The sequence below is a fragment of the Saccharopolyspora gloriosae genome (assembly GCF_014203325.1).
Lineage (GTDB): Bacteria > Actinomycetota > Actinomycetes > Mycobacteriales > Pseudonocardiaceae > Saccharopolyspora_C > Saccharopolyspora_C gloriosae.
This window is the reverse complement of the sequence record NZ_JACHIV010000001.1, coordinates 1,732,390-1,747,002: the sequence shown is the minus strand read 5'-3', so window position 1 is coordinate 1,747,002 and position 14,613 is coordinate 1,732,390. Positions and strand designations below refer to the sequence as shown.

Genomic DNA, 14,613 nt, shown 5'->3' with positions numbered 1-14,613 from the left:
GCGGGGCCCCGGTGGATCACTCCAGCGTCGCGAAACGGCGACGGGCCGCCCGACCTGCCGGTCGGACGGCCCGCTGACCTCGCTCGGAACTACTCGCGTTCCATCGCGGACATGTCGATGCGCCCGCGGACGCAGAACCAGCCGATGACCAGCGCGATGAGGATCAGCGGCAACGCCATCAGGGTGATCTGCCCGATCTCGTCGAAGCCCATCAGCACCACGACGGAAGCCAGGAAGGCCAGCGTGACGTACTCGATGTACGGGGAGAACGGCAGCCGGTAGCTCGGCCGCGTGACCTCGCCGCGGTTGGCCTTGCGCACGAACAGCAGGTGGCTGAGCACGATGATCGCCCAGGTCGCGAGGATGCCGATCGAGGCGAAGTTCAGCACGATCTCGAACGCCTGCTCCGGCACGACCGCGTTGAGCCCGACGCCGACGACGCAGACCGCGGCGGTGAGCAGGATGCCGCCGTAGGGCACCTGGCTCTTGTTCATCGCGCCGGTGAACTTCGGCGCCGATCCGGCCAGCGACATGGAGCGCAGGATGCGGCCGGTGGAGTACAGCCCGGAGTTGAGGCTGGACATGGCCGCGGTCAGCACCACGAGGTTCATCACGTCACCGGCGTAGGGAACGCCGAGGTTGGCCAGCACGGTGACGAACGGGCTCTCGCCGTCCTTGTAGGAGCTCCACGGCATCAGCATGGTCAGCAGCGCCACGGAACCGACGTAGAAGATCCCGATCCGCCACATGATCGAGTTGATCGCCTTCGGCATGATCTTCTCGGGGTTCTCGGTCTCACCCGCGGCGACGCCGACGAGTTCGACCGAAGCGTAGGCGAACACGACGCCCTGCATGATCAGCACGACCGGCACGATCCCGGCCGGGAAGATGCCGCCGTTGTCGGAGATGATCGAGAACCCGGCCTGGTGGCCGTCGATGGCGTGGCCGGTCACGATCAGGTAGATGCCGACGAGCATGAACACGACCAGCGCGCCGACCTTGACGATGGCGAACCAGAACTCCATCTCGCCGAACAGCCGCACCGAGACCATGTTCAGCGCGAGCACGATCGCCAGGGCGATCAGCGCCAGGACCCACTGCGGGATCGGCGAGAACATCGCCCAGAAGTGCGCGTAGAGCGCGATCGCGGTGATGTCGGCGATGCCGGTGGTGGACCAGTTCAGGAAGTGCATCCAGCCCGCGGTGTAGGCCCCCTTCTCGCCCATGAACTCCCGCGCGTAGGACACGAAAGCGCCGGAGGAGGGGCGGTAGAGGATGAGCTCACCGAGCGAGCGCACCACGAAGAACGCGAACAGCCCGCACACCGCGTAGGCGATGGCGAGGGCGGGCCCGGCCTGCACGAGCCGGCCGCCCGCACCGAGGAAGAGCCCGGTGCCGATCGCGCCACCGATGGCGATCATGTTGATGTGCCGTGCTTTCAGCGATTTGCTGTAGCCGGCGTCCCCGGCGTCGACGGGCGGCTGCCCGCCCGAGTCGCCGCCGGTCTGGAGGGTTTCTTGGCTCACGGTGCCCGGAATTTCCGTTCTGCTCGTCCACGCGGTCGGTCCGCGTGGTTGCTCGCGACGCCTCAGGGTCGTCGGTCCGGACGCTCGGGGGTTCGCCTCGATGCGCGGAGTCGCCGGCGCGGAGGGGTCTTTCTCGGGGCGCACCGGGCCGGGCGACCACGTTTCAGCGGCGCGCACAACCCGTTCCGATGCTTGGGACGGAATGGTGAAGCGCACACGCTGCGTTGTCAAGATCCACAGCGCATCACCCGAATTGAGCAGTATTTCCGGGGTGAAAGTGTAATGAAAGTCGCAGTCCGCGCATGTTTCCCTAGGTCACGAACTCGCAGTCGAACCCGCAGGGCACAGGCCCGAACCTCGTCCGGTGAGGGATTTCCCGGAACACTGGGTACCCGAGCCGTTCACCCGGAGTCAACCTCGCCGGCGCGGTGTTGAATCCGGCGGGAGTCGAATACCGGACATCGATTCGATCCGCTCAGGCGCAATTCTCGGCGCGCACCGAAATCAATTCTTAACTCGGCGGCGGCGCGGCGGGACGTTCTCGATAGGGCCTAGCGGCGCGCGGACCTACGCGCCGGACGTCCGCCAAGGCCCACGGTCGGGAACCGGCGGCGGAACAAGGCGGGCGACCGCCCCGGCGTGCCCGTCACCGGCCGGCCGGGCCGCCTTCAGCCGTCGCCCCCTCGCCACCGGTGGGCGAACCGGTCCCCCGCATCAGTTCGGCGAGGTTGTCGTACGCCTGGACGAACTCCTCGACCAGGCGCTGCGCGTCGGTCTGCAACGCTCCGTAGACGGGCCACTGGTCCGGACGGTCGAGCTGCCGATCTTCGGTCCGCGCGACGAGCGCGCGGTAGCGCTCCCGGGCGTTCTCGGTCGCCTCGCCGAGCCGGTCGAGCTCGTCGTGGTTGTCGTTGCCGTGCACGTCGCCCGCGGCCCGCGCGGCACCGGCCACTTCGCGCAGCAGTGCACCGAAGTCCCGCGCGAACTCGTGCTGCTGTTCTTGCGGATCGTCGGCCTCGGCCGCGTAGGTCAGGCCGCGCATGGCCGAGCGCAGTTGCTCGACGGCGCGTTCCAGCGCGTTGACGCTGCTGCGGTGACCGTCGAACGACGGCTTTTGGCTGAACAGGAGCCGTCGCGGGTTGAACCGGGTCGTCTCGGCCGCGTGCTCCACCGATGAGCGGGCCTGCGTGACGATCTCCGGAAGCTGGTCGGCGCGGTGGCGCCATTCCGCCGCGTCTTCGGCGGAGGGCACGCCTTCGCGCAGCCCGTCGGAGACGTCGGTGGTCAAGTCGCACAAGGTGTGTGCGACCGATTCGATGCCGTATTCCGCGCTGCGGTAGCGCATCGGCGGCACGACCAGCAGGTTCGTCAGGACCCCGAGCACGCACCCGAGCAGCACCAGCCCCGCGATGCTGCCCAGCTGCACGAAGCTCGACAACGAGTTGCCGGACTGGGTGAACGAGGAGTACGCGAACAACGCCGCGACGCCGACCTGCGGCCCTTGCGCGCCGAGCCTGCGCCACCGCCCCAGCACCAACGCGACGAGCATGAGCAGTGCGAACGTCAACGTGGCCGCGCCCAGCAACGGAGTGACCAGCCCCGCCAGCACGACGCCCACGACCATCGCCCCCGCGTACCGGGCGGACTGGTCCAGCGATTGCGAGATCGTCGCCTGCACCATCAGCAGCGCGGTGAACGGCGCGAACGTGGCCGAGGGCGCGCCCAGCAGGTTGTTCGCGATGAGCCAGCCGGCGGTGGCGGCGATGACGCTCTTGACGATGAGCAGCATCGCGTCCCGGTCCGGTCCCGCATGCCCGATCCCCCGGCGCACCAGGCTCCTGAGCCGCTGCCACCCCTTGCGCAGGTGGCCCCCGTCCCGATGGCCACCGACATCGTCGGTGCTCTTCCGGTTCGTCTGAGATCCGTTCACCTCGCCATCCGAACATCCGCAGGGCAGGCGGCCGGGCCCGCCCTCTCGAATCGTCCGGCGCACCTCGGCGGGCATCCCCCGGTGATCTCGTGTCCGAGCGGGTTTCCGCTGCCGCGAACGGCAACCCGACCGATCAGCACGACCCGGCGGTAGCAGCGGCCCCGGCGAAATCCGGGGCGAGCTCCTCGCCGCTCGCCCAGCACGACGTCACCTCGTCCGGATCACGTGGTCCAGCGCTGGGAAGGACGACGGCGCGCGAGGTGGTCGCGAAGGTGGGCGTGGCGGAACTGGTAGACCGCTCCCGCCTGTCGCAGGACCCCCCGGTCGTACGCGTCTTCGAGGAAACGCCTCGGCCGCCAGGGCAAACGGCCGGTCAGCGGGAGCCAGAACCGCGCGAACAACAGCCAATGACCCCACGCGGACAGCGCGAGCGTTGCCGCACCGGTGAGCAGCCCGAGCAGGAGACCAGCCGAGATCGACACCCCGACGGTGAACACGGCCGCGACGATGCCCCCGACGACGAACACCCGAAAGAGCGTCACCCGGCGATCGGTCCGCAGCAACGCCCACGGACTCGCCGCCTGAGAATGATGATTATCGCTGGCGAAGGACATGGCCAGGTTTCCAAGACCACCTGCCAAGCCGACCACAAGACCGATGTCGGAAACGAGTTTCAGAGCCAGCGGCCCCGCACCACTCGCAGCCTGCGCGGAAACCACGAAAACGACTCCGAACATGATCCCGAATGCGACTCCTTTGACGAAGGAGGACGACAGCTTCGTGAGCCGGGACGACGCGAGCGGTCTCACCTTGTCCCCTCGGCGCAGCGTCAGTCGCAGGCGCTCAGGTTCCGGGCCGGTACGCCCGCGCCGAAACCCCGTTTCGACGACGACTCCCAGCGCCAGACCGCCCGCGACCCCGAAAAGTACCGCGCCGGCCAAGGACGACAGCTGCCGACCGGCGAGTTCGTACGTGATCCCGCCAACGGCATCGGGCGCGATCTGGTGCTCGATGGCTTCCGTGATCCAATAGGAAATCGAGTACACCATCCCGTAAGAACCAGCCGTGACGAAGACGCGGGTGCATGGCCGGATCATGCCTGCCAGATCCCACCAGACAAGGTCATGCGCGTCGCGGCGAGATAGCTGCGCAGCGATATTCCCCATCCATTTGCGGACTTGACCAGGACTCCACTGCGGACGCGAACCGCGACGGGCCCCGTACGAAACGTCGAGATAGGCGCGAAGAAGGTGGTTCTCCACGCTCCTACGCGTCGGAAACTTCTGAGCGTCCAGAAGCTCACCTGGACGACGATCGGGACTTGCACCGTAGATGACCCGCGCGAGCATGACCATCAAGGGCGCGGTCAAGGGCGGAATGAGGTTCTTGCCGACAGGGCTCGAGGGCGCTTCGTTCAGATGCTCGAACACCGCGTCCCATTCAACGGAACGAGATTTGTTGGTACCGAGGATCAAATATTGCCTGGTTTCGTCCAGGTCGAGATCTTCGAGTTCGATGGCGGCCGCCCTGCCGACGACGTTGGCCGCGCGCGTGGCCGCCGCGTACTCCACGGTACGGCTGGTGAGCACGAGCGGGCCATCGGCTTCGGTGATCTCATCGATCGCTTGTGGGCGGTTGCGCTCGGGGATCTCGTCGAATCCGTCGAGCACCGGCAGGATCAGGTTTCGGTCGACGAGTTCACTCGCCGCGTTCGCACCGGCGGAAGATCCTGGCGCGTTCAGGAAGGGAAAGTCCCGAGCGAGCCGATCGGCCAGCCAATCCGGTAGCGGCGTGGTGACGGGTTTCCAGCCGCTCAGGCTGAACAGCACCGGCACCGGACCCGCACTCGCGGCGGCCGCGAGCAGGTCGAGGACGAGGCGGTGCGCGAGCGTGGTCTTACCTGCCCCGGCCTGACCGAGGATCACCAGGCGTTTGGACCGCACGATCTCGTAGGTCTGCCGGACCGCCGTAAAATGACCGGAAAGAGGAAGGGCCGTGGAGGTCGTCGTCGATTCGTGAATGTTTTCCCAATGATCGATCAGTTCATCGGGAGCGGCACGCCATCGCACCGGCAACGCGCGGGAATCTCCGGCTCCGCGCCGCCGCACTTCTCGTGCGCTCGATGCCCGCACTTCTTGAGCGAGCTGCCGCGCCCAGGAGATCTGCTCCTCGTTCGCGCTCAACAACGCTCCTGATCGCGGCAGCACCACCACGTCGCCGTGCACCGCGTTGGCCTGGAAGACGGGCCCGGAACCAGACCCGTTGTACTCATTGCTGTTGTACGTCTCATTACCGGCCATCCCGGGCAGTGTGCCTCAGCCACGCCGTCATCATCCCTGGGAATGTTGCCAACGAAGTGCCAGCGAATAGCCCTGTTCGGTTTCCAAATCATCCGCCATCCGCTGAAAGGACCTCCCGATCCCACCCGTTCGCCGGTACCGGGTCACCGCTTCTGCGGTATGCGGCGTTCGCGCTGATCAGAACTCTGGAAGTCGTGTCAGCGATCGAGCGTCTCACCGACCCGACCTCACTGGCGTTGCGCGGATTGTCCGAGCACGAGTGCGGGCGGTTCCGCAACCGCAACCTCCGCCAGCCCGGACGCGAACGACGGGTGCACCGGGTCGAGTTCCAGGACTGGATCGGCGGTCTGAAGCTCCCCGGCCCCGCCTGCCATCAGCCCCTGGACACTCCTGCCGTGGCCGGGCACGCGGAGGCCGTCACGTCACCCGTCGACTGCGCCCGCTGCTTGGCGGGCGATCAAGACGCGTTCACGCCGCTGGTCGCCCTCGACGGCGGACAACTCACCCTCGGGTTGGAGCCGGGCGCGGAATGACCGCCGGAAAGCGGCGGAGCGCACTTCGGATCGAGGAGATCACTTGCCGAAGCGGCCGTCACGGACGCCGTCCGGGAACGACGCCACGGTGTCCCGGCTGCCGGATTTCCACCGCGGCACACCACTCTGATCACCCGAAAGGACCGTTGCGTGCCTCTCGCCGGATGCCGAGGTGAGGTGCGTCGCCATCGGACCCGCTCCAGCGCAATTCTCGGCCCCCACCGAAATCAATTCTCAACTCGACGGCGGTGCGTCGGGCGCTCGGCGATGGCAGGCGGAGGCTCGCGGTGGCGCTCCTCGCGAGGACCGCCGACCCATCAGGCCACTGTGGACATCGGCTCGGCGACCCGGCGCGCGATGCGCTGGCCACCCTCCACGCACGGCGCGCGGTGGGGTCGTGTGGATCCACCACGCGGCCGCGTCCGCCCTGTCTTCCAGGTATCGGCGCCCCACCGGTCCGCCTCGGACGGGACGTCCGGATTCGGCTATCGCCCCGCCGCGTGGAGCCGCTTCAAGCCTGGTCCGCCAAGAACGGGAGAACGCGGGCGAGCACGTCGTCCGGTCTCCTCCAGCAGCCCACGTGGTCCGCATCGGGGACGGTGAAGAACGGCGTTCCGGTTCGTGCGGCGAAGTTCCGCATCGGGTCGTGCCAAGGGTCGGCGTCTCCCGCGTGCATGAGCATCGGGACGTCCGAATCGGCGAGTTCCGCGTGCACCCCCGGCTCCGCGGAGAACGCGTCGAAGTTCGCGCGCAGCGCCACCCGGTCACTCCCGTCGAGCACGGCGGCGACCACGGGGCTGGCCGCGGCGGCGCTCTCCACGACGGGATACGGGTCGACGTCGGCCGGTAGCCCGAGGTCTGCGAGCATCGGCTCCATCGCGGTGCGGAACCCGCCGATGGGGTCGAACGCTCCGGCGACGAGGCAGGTGAGCCGTTCCGGCGCGTGCAGCGCGACCGCGTACCCGGTCAGCGCACCCAGCGAGTAGCCCCAGAACGCCGCTTCGTCCGCGCCGACCTCGTCGAGCACGGCGGTCACGCTCTCGGCCCGGCGCGCGAGCGAGTACGCGGCCGGATCCCGTGGCGCGGCACCGGATCCCACTCCCAGCGGGTCCACGGTGATCACCGTGTGGCCGTCTGTCAGGCGCGAGGTGTAACCGGACCGGGTCCAGTGCTCACCGAGCTGGTACATGCCCGGGTGCAGGACGAGCGGCGGTCCCTGCCCGGACACGTCGAATCCGATGCCGGATGTGGTGCGCACGGACCGCTCCTCACGTTTCGCTGGGATCAGCACTTGACGGTGCTGTTCGAGGCCATGGCGTTCGGCGAAGCCTCGCGGCGGAGGCCTCGCCGAATCATGCGGTCACCGCAGTGTCAGCCGACGCGCCAGAGCTCGTACACGCCGACGCCGGTGTGCCGGCACTCGTGCGGTAGGTCGGCGCCGCCGGGGTTGTTCACGAGGTCCTGGTAGCCCTGCTCGCACGCGGCGGCCGAGGGGTACCAGTAACCCGTGTAGTACCAGCCGACGGCCGCGGCGGGCGTGGCAGTGGCCACCAGCATCCCGAAACCGAGCAGCGCGCCGGTCGCGAACTTCTTCATCGACGTCCTTCTTCCGATCACCGCACCGGATCGTCCGACCCGGTGCCTCGTCGTCCGCACCGTCATCGGTGCTCCTCGAACATGGCGCAACCACGGCCGTGCCCACCGGAAACGCAAGCGGCGGCCGATTTCCGGCGGGGTTCCCCTTACCAAGGGCCGACCGCGAGGAATCCCGGACACCAGCGGGAGATCCAGGCGCGGCGGCGAACTACCCGAACGACCGCGCAGCGTGCCCGTTCGTCCGCCCCGGACGCGGCGTCAGCTCCCGCCCACCAACCGCTCCGCCGCGACCCGGGCGCCGTCGGTGCGCACCTCGGCGGCGACGGCACGGGCGCGGGCTCGCACGCCCGGTCGCGAGGCGCGTTCGAGCGCGTCGAGCAGCGACGCGGGAGTCGGCATCCCCGCAGGGTGCGCGGCCCCGATGCCGAGGTCCTCGACGCGCCCGGCCCAGTAGTGCTGGTCGTAGACCTGGGGAAGCAGGACCTGCGGCACGCCGGCCCGCGCGGCGGTGGTGGTCGTGCCCGCCCCGCCGTGGTGCACGACGGCGGCGACCCGCGGGAACAACACCCGGTGGTCGACCTCGCCGACCACCAGGAGGTCGCCGCCGCGATCGAGGTCGAGTTCCGCCCATCCCCGCGACACGATCACCCGGCGTCCGGCCTCCCGCGCGGCCGCGAGCACCACCCGCCCTACGTCACCACCGGGAGCGGGCATGCTGCCCAGTCCGAAGTAGACGGGCGGCGCACCATCGTCCAAAAAGGACTCGACCGCGACGGGGAGCGGCCCGCCACCGGGCAGGAGCCAAGCGCCCGTCTGGACCACGCCGAGGTCGCCGGGTTCGGGCCACGGCCCCAGCACCGGATCGGCGGCCAGCCAAGGCCGATCCGTCAGGACGTGGCCCCGCACGTCCTCGACCGGAGCCAATCCGGCGTCGACGCGGTGCGCGTTGAGCGCGGCGCCCCAGGTGTCCTCCCAGCGCTGAGCGTCGGCGGCCCACGCGTCGCGGTGATCTCCGACCTCGTCCTGCGGCCAGCCGGGCCACGGCGCCGGCGCGTGGTGCGGCGACGGCAAGGTGGCGGGGCAGAAGTGCGCGTGCACGTGGCCGATCCCCAGCAGTTGCGTCACCGAACGCGCGGCCACCATCACGGCCCCGCACCCCACCAGGACGTCGCAGCCCCGAGCGGCGTCCCGGAGCGTGCCGAACTGCGCGGCCACCGCTTCCCGCGCCGCGCGCCGCTTGCCGTCGGGCGACGACAGGTCCCAGGACTCCGCCGCCCGCATCCGCGGCCCGAGGTCGACGACCGGCATCCCCAGCTCCTCGATCCGGTCTCGGAAATCCGGCGGCACGCTCACCCGGGCGTCGTGCCCGAGCGCCCGCAGCCGCAGCGCCAGCGCCACCACCGGCTGCACCTCACCCCGCGACCCGATGGTCGCCAGCAACACCCGCATCCGAGCCCCCCCTCCCGGCGTCGACTCCCCGGCGCGTTCATCCATCCCTGCGAGCGAGTTCCGCACACTACTCGGCCACCGAATGCGAAGGCACTCGATTAATCGAATTCACCTCCCGCCATTCGAACTGGAATATGCAGGAAGATCTTCACCCGGACACAATTACCACTTTTCAAAATCGATCTTCGGCCGTCCGTGTGACGCGTAGTTCTACGCCTTCATCCCACCAATCGATTCGATACAGTTTCCTCCGGTCAACGCGCATTGATCATGGGAGGATTCTCGTGAACATCCGTGTGGAACCAGAAGCACTCGGTGCACTGGCACAGGACCTCGAACGCTCCACGACCGCGCTCGCAGACTCCGCTACCGCCCCGGAAGCGGACGCCGGGCCATCAGGCCCGGCGGTGCACACGACCTTGGGCGAACTCATACGTGCGGCCGCAGGTCTCGCCGAGGACACGTCGCGCACGGTCGACGACTTGCACACCGGAAAAGCGACCTACACCGACATCGACGCGAACAACGCGGACCAGTTCCACCAGATCAGTCCGCGCTGAACACCTGGGGGTGCAACAAGCATGCCGCTGAACACGTTCGTCGCCGGCAACCCCGGCTCAGTCCGAACAACGGCCGAAGCGGTCAGCCGATTGGCACGAGGCGTCGATGACATCGCTTCCGGCTGGCAGCACGCTCTTACCGGTTCGGAATCGGTGTGGGAGGGAACGGCAGGAGATGCCTTCCGCTCGAAATCCACCGCTACCGGTCAGGACGCGGACGCTCTCACGGCCCTGTTCGACGGGTTGTCCTCGGCGCTGACCGCTTTCGCGGACGAGTTGACGACGGTCCAGGCGCGAATGGCGCAGGCCGTGGAGGTCGCGATCGGCGGCGGGCTCCGAATGCTGGGAAGCGCGCTCATCCTCGAACCGGGCCCGATGCCGCTACCGCCTGCCGAGCAGCGCCGCCAGCAACGCGCGTTCCACGAGGCCCGGGAGACCGTCGCCCAAGCCAGGACGTGGGAGAAGGTCGCTCATGAGCGCCTCATCGCCGCACTCCGGAGCAACGCCCATGGCCTGCGGAACATCGGCCGGGCCGAGGTGTGGGCGCGAGTGGCGGCAGCGGCGACCTGGCCGCCCGCCGCGGCTTTGGCCGGGTCCGCTGCCGTGATGGACGATCGCGCGGCGGAGGCGACCAGGGGTGCTTTCGAGAGAGCCGCGACGACCGGGCCCGCCGCCGTCCGGGGACTGTGGGGCTCGCTGACCGGCCCGCAACGAGCCGACCTGGCGGATCGGTTCCCGCAGCTGGTCGGCAACACCGACGGGGTGCCCGTCGCGGCGCGGGACCAGGCCAACCGTTCGATCCTCGGTGCGCAGCGACGTGCGATCTCCGCCGAGCTCGACGTGCTCGGCAACCGGATCCACGCGGACTTCGAACGACACGGGCGCAGCGACACGTCGAAGGGCAAGGAGATCAAGCAACTCACCGAAGCGCTCCGCGGGCTCGACGCCCTGCAAGGCAGGCTCGGCGCTTCCGCGGCGGCCAGCGATCACTACCTGCTCGGCATCGATTCGACGGCCGCCCAGCGCGGGCAGACCATCATCGCGCACGGCAACCCGGACCACGCGGACAACACCATGACGCTCGTCCCGGGAACCTTCAGCGACCTCGGCGACGCCAGCGACTACGTCGCGCAGAACGACAAGGTCCTCGCTCGGGCGAACGAGCTCTCGGACGGCAAGAACGCCGCGATCACCTGGGTGAACTACGAATCTCCGAATCACCTGCTGCCCCATGCCGGTTCGGGTGGGTACGCGGAGAACGCCCACCGGGACCTGTCGACGTTCCAGGAAGGGCTCCGAGCCACCCACGAAGGAGAAACGCCCTCGCACAACACTCTGGTCGGCCACAGCTACGGATCCGTCGTGGCGGGTGAAGCCGCCGCGCACGGCGGAGCTCATGCGGACGAAGTCGTCTTCCTCGGCAGTCCCGGGGTAGGCGTGGACTCCGCGAGCGAGCTCGGAGTTCCCGGCGAGCACGTGTGGGTCGCCAAATCGGACCACGACCTCATCGACTGGACGCCGTCGACCAACCCCCTCGATTGGGGGCCGACCGTGTTCGGCGGCACCGATCACACCCGGTACGGCGTGGATCCGGCCGATCCGAGCTTCGGCGGGCGGATCATGCCGACCGAGCCGAGCAGCGGCCACAGCGATTACTGGGACGAGGCGCCTTCGCGTGAGAGCATGGCTCGGATCATGACGGGCACCGTCGGCGGACGAACAGGAGCACCGTGATGCCGACCGCGAACGGCGTCGAGCTCAAACCGCTGCGGATCGCGGGCCTCGTCGCGGGCGGTCTCATGATGGCGTTCAGCCTGGCCGGCTGGTTCCCCTACCTCGGGGCTTCGCTGACGGGCTCCGGCTCCGGCGACACCGGGCCGGGAGCGACGAACCACCAGCTCATCGGGATGTTCTTCGCGTTGTGGCTCGTTCCGTGGTCGCTCGGGCTCGCCGTGGTGCTGCTGGCCGCCGCCGGATGGCTGCGCGGCGTGCTCTGGACGCTGGCCGCGCTGACCGGGGTCATGCTGCTCGTCTCGCTGATCGCTTACGCGATCGGTTCTTCCTGAGGACCACCGGTCAGCGGGGGCGGAGGCCGTCGACGATGACGGTCACGGCGGTGTGCGCCCGCGCGTCCCACTCCGCTTCGGGGATGCGCGCCAGCGCGCCCAGCAGGAGCAGGACGTCGGCCGCGTCGACCTCGGCGCGCAGTTCGCCGGAGGCCCGGCCCGCGTCGAGCAGCGCTTCGAGCGCTTCGTCGAGCCGGTGGCCCTGGTCGGCGTGCAGGTCGTGCCACGCCGAGGCTTCGATCGCCGCCATGACACCGCGTTTGACCCGGACGTACTCGATCAGCCGCTGCAGCCAGCCGGTCAACGCGCGCAGCGGGGCGTGTTCGGCCAGCAGTGGCGCGACCGCGTCGACGAGCTGGGTCAGCTCGTGCCGGTACACCTCCGCGAGCAGGTGTTCGCGCGTCGGGAAGTGCCGGTAGAGCGTGCCCTGCCCGACGCCGGCCGCTTTCGCGACGCGGTGCAGCTTCAGGTCGGCGACGGCGCCGTTGGACTCGCTCAGCTCGGCCCGTGCGACCTCGACGATGCGGTCGCGGTTGGCGACCGCGTCCGACCTGCGTTCCCGACCTGGCACAGCGCCTCCTCGACCTTCCCCGCGAACAAACGGACAACTGTCCGGTACAGTCGACGCCATAACCGGACAGTTGTCAGTTTAGAGGAGTGGTCCCGATGAGCGGACTGGACAGCAAGATCATCGCCATCACCGGAGCCAGCAGCGGCATCGGCGCGGCGACCGCCCTGGAGTTGGCGAACCGCGGCGCGGCGGTCGTGCTCGGCGCCCGGCGCACCGACCGGCTCGACGCGCTCGTGGCGCGCATCCGCGCCGAAGGCGGCCGGGCGGAACCGCTCGACGTCGACGTCACCGACCGCGCCGACCTCGACCGGCTGGTGGCGCTGGCCGTGGACCGGTTCGGGCGTCTCGACGTGCTGGTGGCCAACGCCGGAGTCGCCCGGATCGCGCCGGTGGCCGATCTCGACGTCGACGACTGGGACCAGATGATCGACGTCAACGTGCGCGGCGTGCTGCACGGCATCGCCGCCGCGCTGCCGGTGTTCCGCGAGCAGGGCCGCGGACATCTCGTCACCACCGTGTCGACGTCCGGGCTGAAGATCGTCCCGTCGCAGGCCGTCTACGCGGGCACCAAGAACGCAGTCCGCACCGTGCTGGAAGCGCTGCGCCAGGAATCCACCGACGGCGTCCTGCGCACCACCTCCATCTCGCCGGGGTTCGTGCGCACCGAACTCGTCGACCACGTGCAGGACCCCGAGCAGCGGCAGCAGGCGCAGCAGACGATGGCGGAGCTCGGCATCAGCCCCGACGCCGTGGCCCGCGCCATCGCGTTCGCCGTCGAGCAACCCGACGACGTCGAGATCGGCGACCTGACCATCCGCCCCACCAAGCAGGGCTAGTCCGGGCGGGAGGCCCGTCGGCGTGGAACGGGCCTCCCGAGCGCGGAGTTCCGGTGCGGTCCCCGCTCCACGCGCTCCCGGCGGCTGATCGAGGTACGCGCGGCGCTCCGCGCGCACTACCTCGCGCGCCTGCTCACGACCCGCCTCACCCGCCACGGCCTGGACGTGACCCGTCCGGAGTAGGAGCGCGGATTCCGCCGCCGGGGCGGAATAACGGTCGGTGGGGCCGTGTTGGTTGCGAGCATGGAACTCGGGGTGTCGCTGTCCACCTTCGCGGCCGGCGCGGACAACGTGATCGACGAAGCCGTGCGGCTCGCGGCCGAAGCGGCGGGCGCCGGTGCCGACGCGGTGTGGTTCGGCCAGATGTTCAGCTACGACGCGATCGCGGTGAGCGCCACGGTGGGCCGGGAGGTGCCCGGACTCCGCGTCGGCCCTTCGATCGTGCCCGTCTATCCGCGGCATCCGCTGCTGCTGGCTTCCGCCGCGACCACGGCGCAGGCGGCGACCGGCGGGCGTTTCCGGCTCGGCATCGGGCTCGGCGCGAAGAACATGCTGGAACCCGCCTACGGCGTGCCGTATCCGCCGCCGATCAGGCATTTGCGCGAGTACCTGAGCGCGCTGCGCCCGTTGCTCGACGGCCGCGACGATCCGTTCGAGGGCGAGACGCTGGTCTCTCGCCCGTCCTTGCCGACGGCGGTGCCCGGTGCGGAAACGCGGATCACGGTGATCGTCGCCGCGATGGGCCCGCAGGCGCTGCGCGTCACCGGCGAGCTCGCCGACGGCACGCTGCCCTTCCTCGCCGGGCCGAAGGCCATCGCCGAGCACATCGCGCCGCAGATCAACGAGGCCGCGCGACGAGCGGACCGGCCGGCCCCGCAGATCGTCGCCGCGATCCCCGCCGTCGTCACCGACGACGTGGCCGCGGCACGTGCCCGCGCGCAGCGGCAGATGAGCTTCTACGACTCGGTGCCGTCCTACCGGCGAGCGATCGAGCAGTCCGGCGCGAACGAGGCCGCCGACCTGCTGCTGGCCGGGGACGAGGACACCGTCGCCGCCGGGATCCGCGCCTACGCCGAAGCCGGGGCCACCGCGATCACCCTCACCCAGACCGACCTCACGGGCGACGAGGACCGCCGCCGGACCTGGCGACTCCTGGGAGCGCTGAAGGACGACGCAGCGACCTGGTGAGGCGGCTCCTGGACGTCGCGAACGCCCGTGACGTCGCCCGATCCCGGTCCCGCCCGGC

Annotated in this window: 13 protein-coding genes; 6 read left to right on the top strand and 7 right to left on the bottom strand. The window is 69.6% G+C overall.

The window, feature by feature from the left end; genetic code table 11:
* Positions 1-89 precede the first annotated feature (89 nt).
* The 3 genes from BJ969_RS07970 to BJ969_RS07960 all read right to left on the bottom strand — a co-directional run bounded on the left by BJ969_RS07970 (position 90) and on the right by BJ969_RS07960 (position 5,756).
* A complete protein-coding gene (locus tag BJ969_RS07970; RefSeq protein ID WP_184484994.1) occupies positions 90-1,421 on the bottom strand; it encodes an amino acid permease in 1,332 nt (443 codons plus the stop codon).
* A 751-nt stretch (positions 1,422-2,172) separates the two neighbouring features.
* Complete coding sequence (locus BJ969_RS07965) at positions 2,173-3,456, bottom strand: aromatic acid exporter family protein (RefSeq protein ID WP_184478175.1); 1,284 nt, start codon at positions 3,454-3,456, stop codon at positions 2,173-2,175.
* A 221-nt stretch (positions 3,457-3,677) separates the two neighbouring features.
* Complete coding sequence (locus tag BJ969_RS07960) at positions 3,678-5,756, bottom strand: NACHT domain-containing protein (RefSeq protein ID WP_184478174.1); 2,079 nt, start codon at positions 5,754-5,756, stop codon at positions 3,678-3,680.
* Positions 5,757-5,950: 194 nt separating this feature from the next.
* Between BJ969_RS07960 and BJ969_RS07955 the strand changes: the two genes are divergently transcribed.
* Positions 5,951-6,289: a hypothetical protein gene (locus tag BJ969_RS07955; RefSeq protein WP_184478173.1), complete on the top strand. Its 339-nt coding sequence runs from the start codon at positions 5,951-5,953 to the stop codon at positions 6,287-6,289.
* A gap of 511 nt (positions 6,290-6,800) precedes the next feature.
* Here the strand turns inward: BJ969_RS07955 and BJ969_RS07950 are convergent.
* The 3 genes from BJ969_RS07950 to BJ969_RS07940 all read right to left on the bottom strand — a co-directional run bounded on the left by BJ969_RS07950 (position 6,801) and on the right by BJ969_RS07940 (position 9,334).
* Positions 6,801-7,547 (bottom strand): alpha/beta fold hydrolase, encoded by a 747-nt coding sequence (locus tag BJ969_RS07950; protein WP_184478172.1) that lies wholly within the window; start codon positions 7,545-7,547, stop codon positions 6,801-6,803.
* 113 nt (positions 7,548-7,660) lie between these two features.
* Positions 7,661-7,885: a hypothetical protein gene (locus BJ969_RS07945; protein ID WP_184478171.1), complete on the bottom strand. Its 225-nt coding sequence runs from the start codon at positions 7,883-7,885 to the stop codon at positions 7,661-7,663.
* A gap of 258 nt (positions 7,886-8,143) precedes the next feature.
* The gene (locus BJ969_RS07940; RefSeq protein ID WP_184478170.1) at positions 8,144-9,334 is read right to left on the bottom strand and encodes a glycosyltransferase; all 1,191 of its coding nucleotides are present in this window, start codon (positions 9,332-9,334) and stop codon (positions 8,144-8,146) included.
* Positions 9,335-9,618: 284 nt separating this feature from the next.
* Here BJ969_RS07940 and BJ969_RS07935 point away from each other — a divergent pair, with 284 nt between their 5' ends.
* The 3 genes from BJ969_RS07935 to BJ969_RS07925 are packed head-to-tail and all read left to right on the top strand — an operon-like array spanning position 9,619 to position 11,960.
* Complete coding sequence (locus tag BJ969_RS07935) at positions 9,619-9,894, top strand: hypothetical protein (RefSeq protein WP_343071296.1); 276 nt, start codon at positions 9,619-9,621, stop codon at positions 9,892-9,894.
* Positions 9,895-9,915: 21 nt separating this feature from the next.
* On the top strand, positions 9,916-11,628 hold the full coding sequence (locus tag BJ969_RS29790; protein WP_246456715.1) for an alpha/beta hydrolase: 1,713 nt from the start codon (positions 9,916-9,918) through the stop codon (positions 11,626-11,628).
* On the top strand, positions 11,628-11,960 hold the full coding sequence (locus tag BJ969_RS07925; protein WP_184478169.1) for a hypothetical protein: 333 nt from the start codon (positions 11,628-11,630) through the stop codon (positions 11,958-11,960). Before BJ969_RS29790 ends, BJ969_RS07925 begins: the two co-directional genes overlap by 1 nt.
* Before the next feature lie 10 nt (positions 11,961-11,970).
* On the opposite strand, the gene BJ969_RS07920 is transcribed toward BJ969_RS07925, so the two are convergent.
* Entirely contained in the window at positions 11,971-12,531 is a 561-nt protein-coding gene (locus BJ969_RS07920; RefSeq protein WP_184478168.1) for an SbtR family transcriptional regulator, read from the bottom strand.
* Positions 12,532-12,626: 95 nt separating this feature from the next.
* Between BJ969_RS07920 and BJ969_RS07915 the strand changes: the two genes are divergently transcribed.
* Positions 12,627-13,367: an SDR family oxidoreductase gene (locus tag BJ969_RS07915; RefSeq protein WP_184478167.1), complete on the top strand. Its 741-nt coding sequence runs from the start codon at positions 12,627-12,629 to the stop codon at positions 13,365-13,367.
* 228 nt (positions 13,368-13,595) lie between these two features.
* Positions 13,596-14,555, top strand: a complete 960-nt coding sequence (locus BJ969_RS07910; RefSeq protein ID WP_343071295.1) for a TIGR03564 family F420-dependent LLM class oxidoreductase — start codon at positions 13,596-13,598, stop codon at positions 14,553-14,555.
* Positions 14,556-14,613 lie beyond the last annotated feature (58 nt).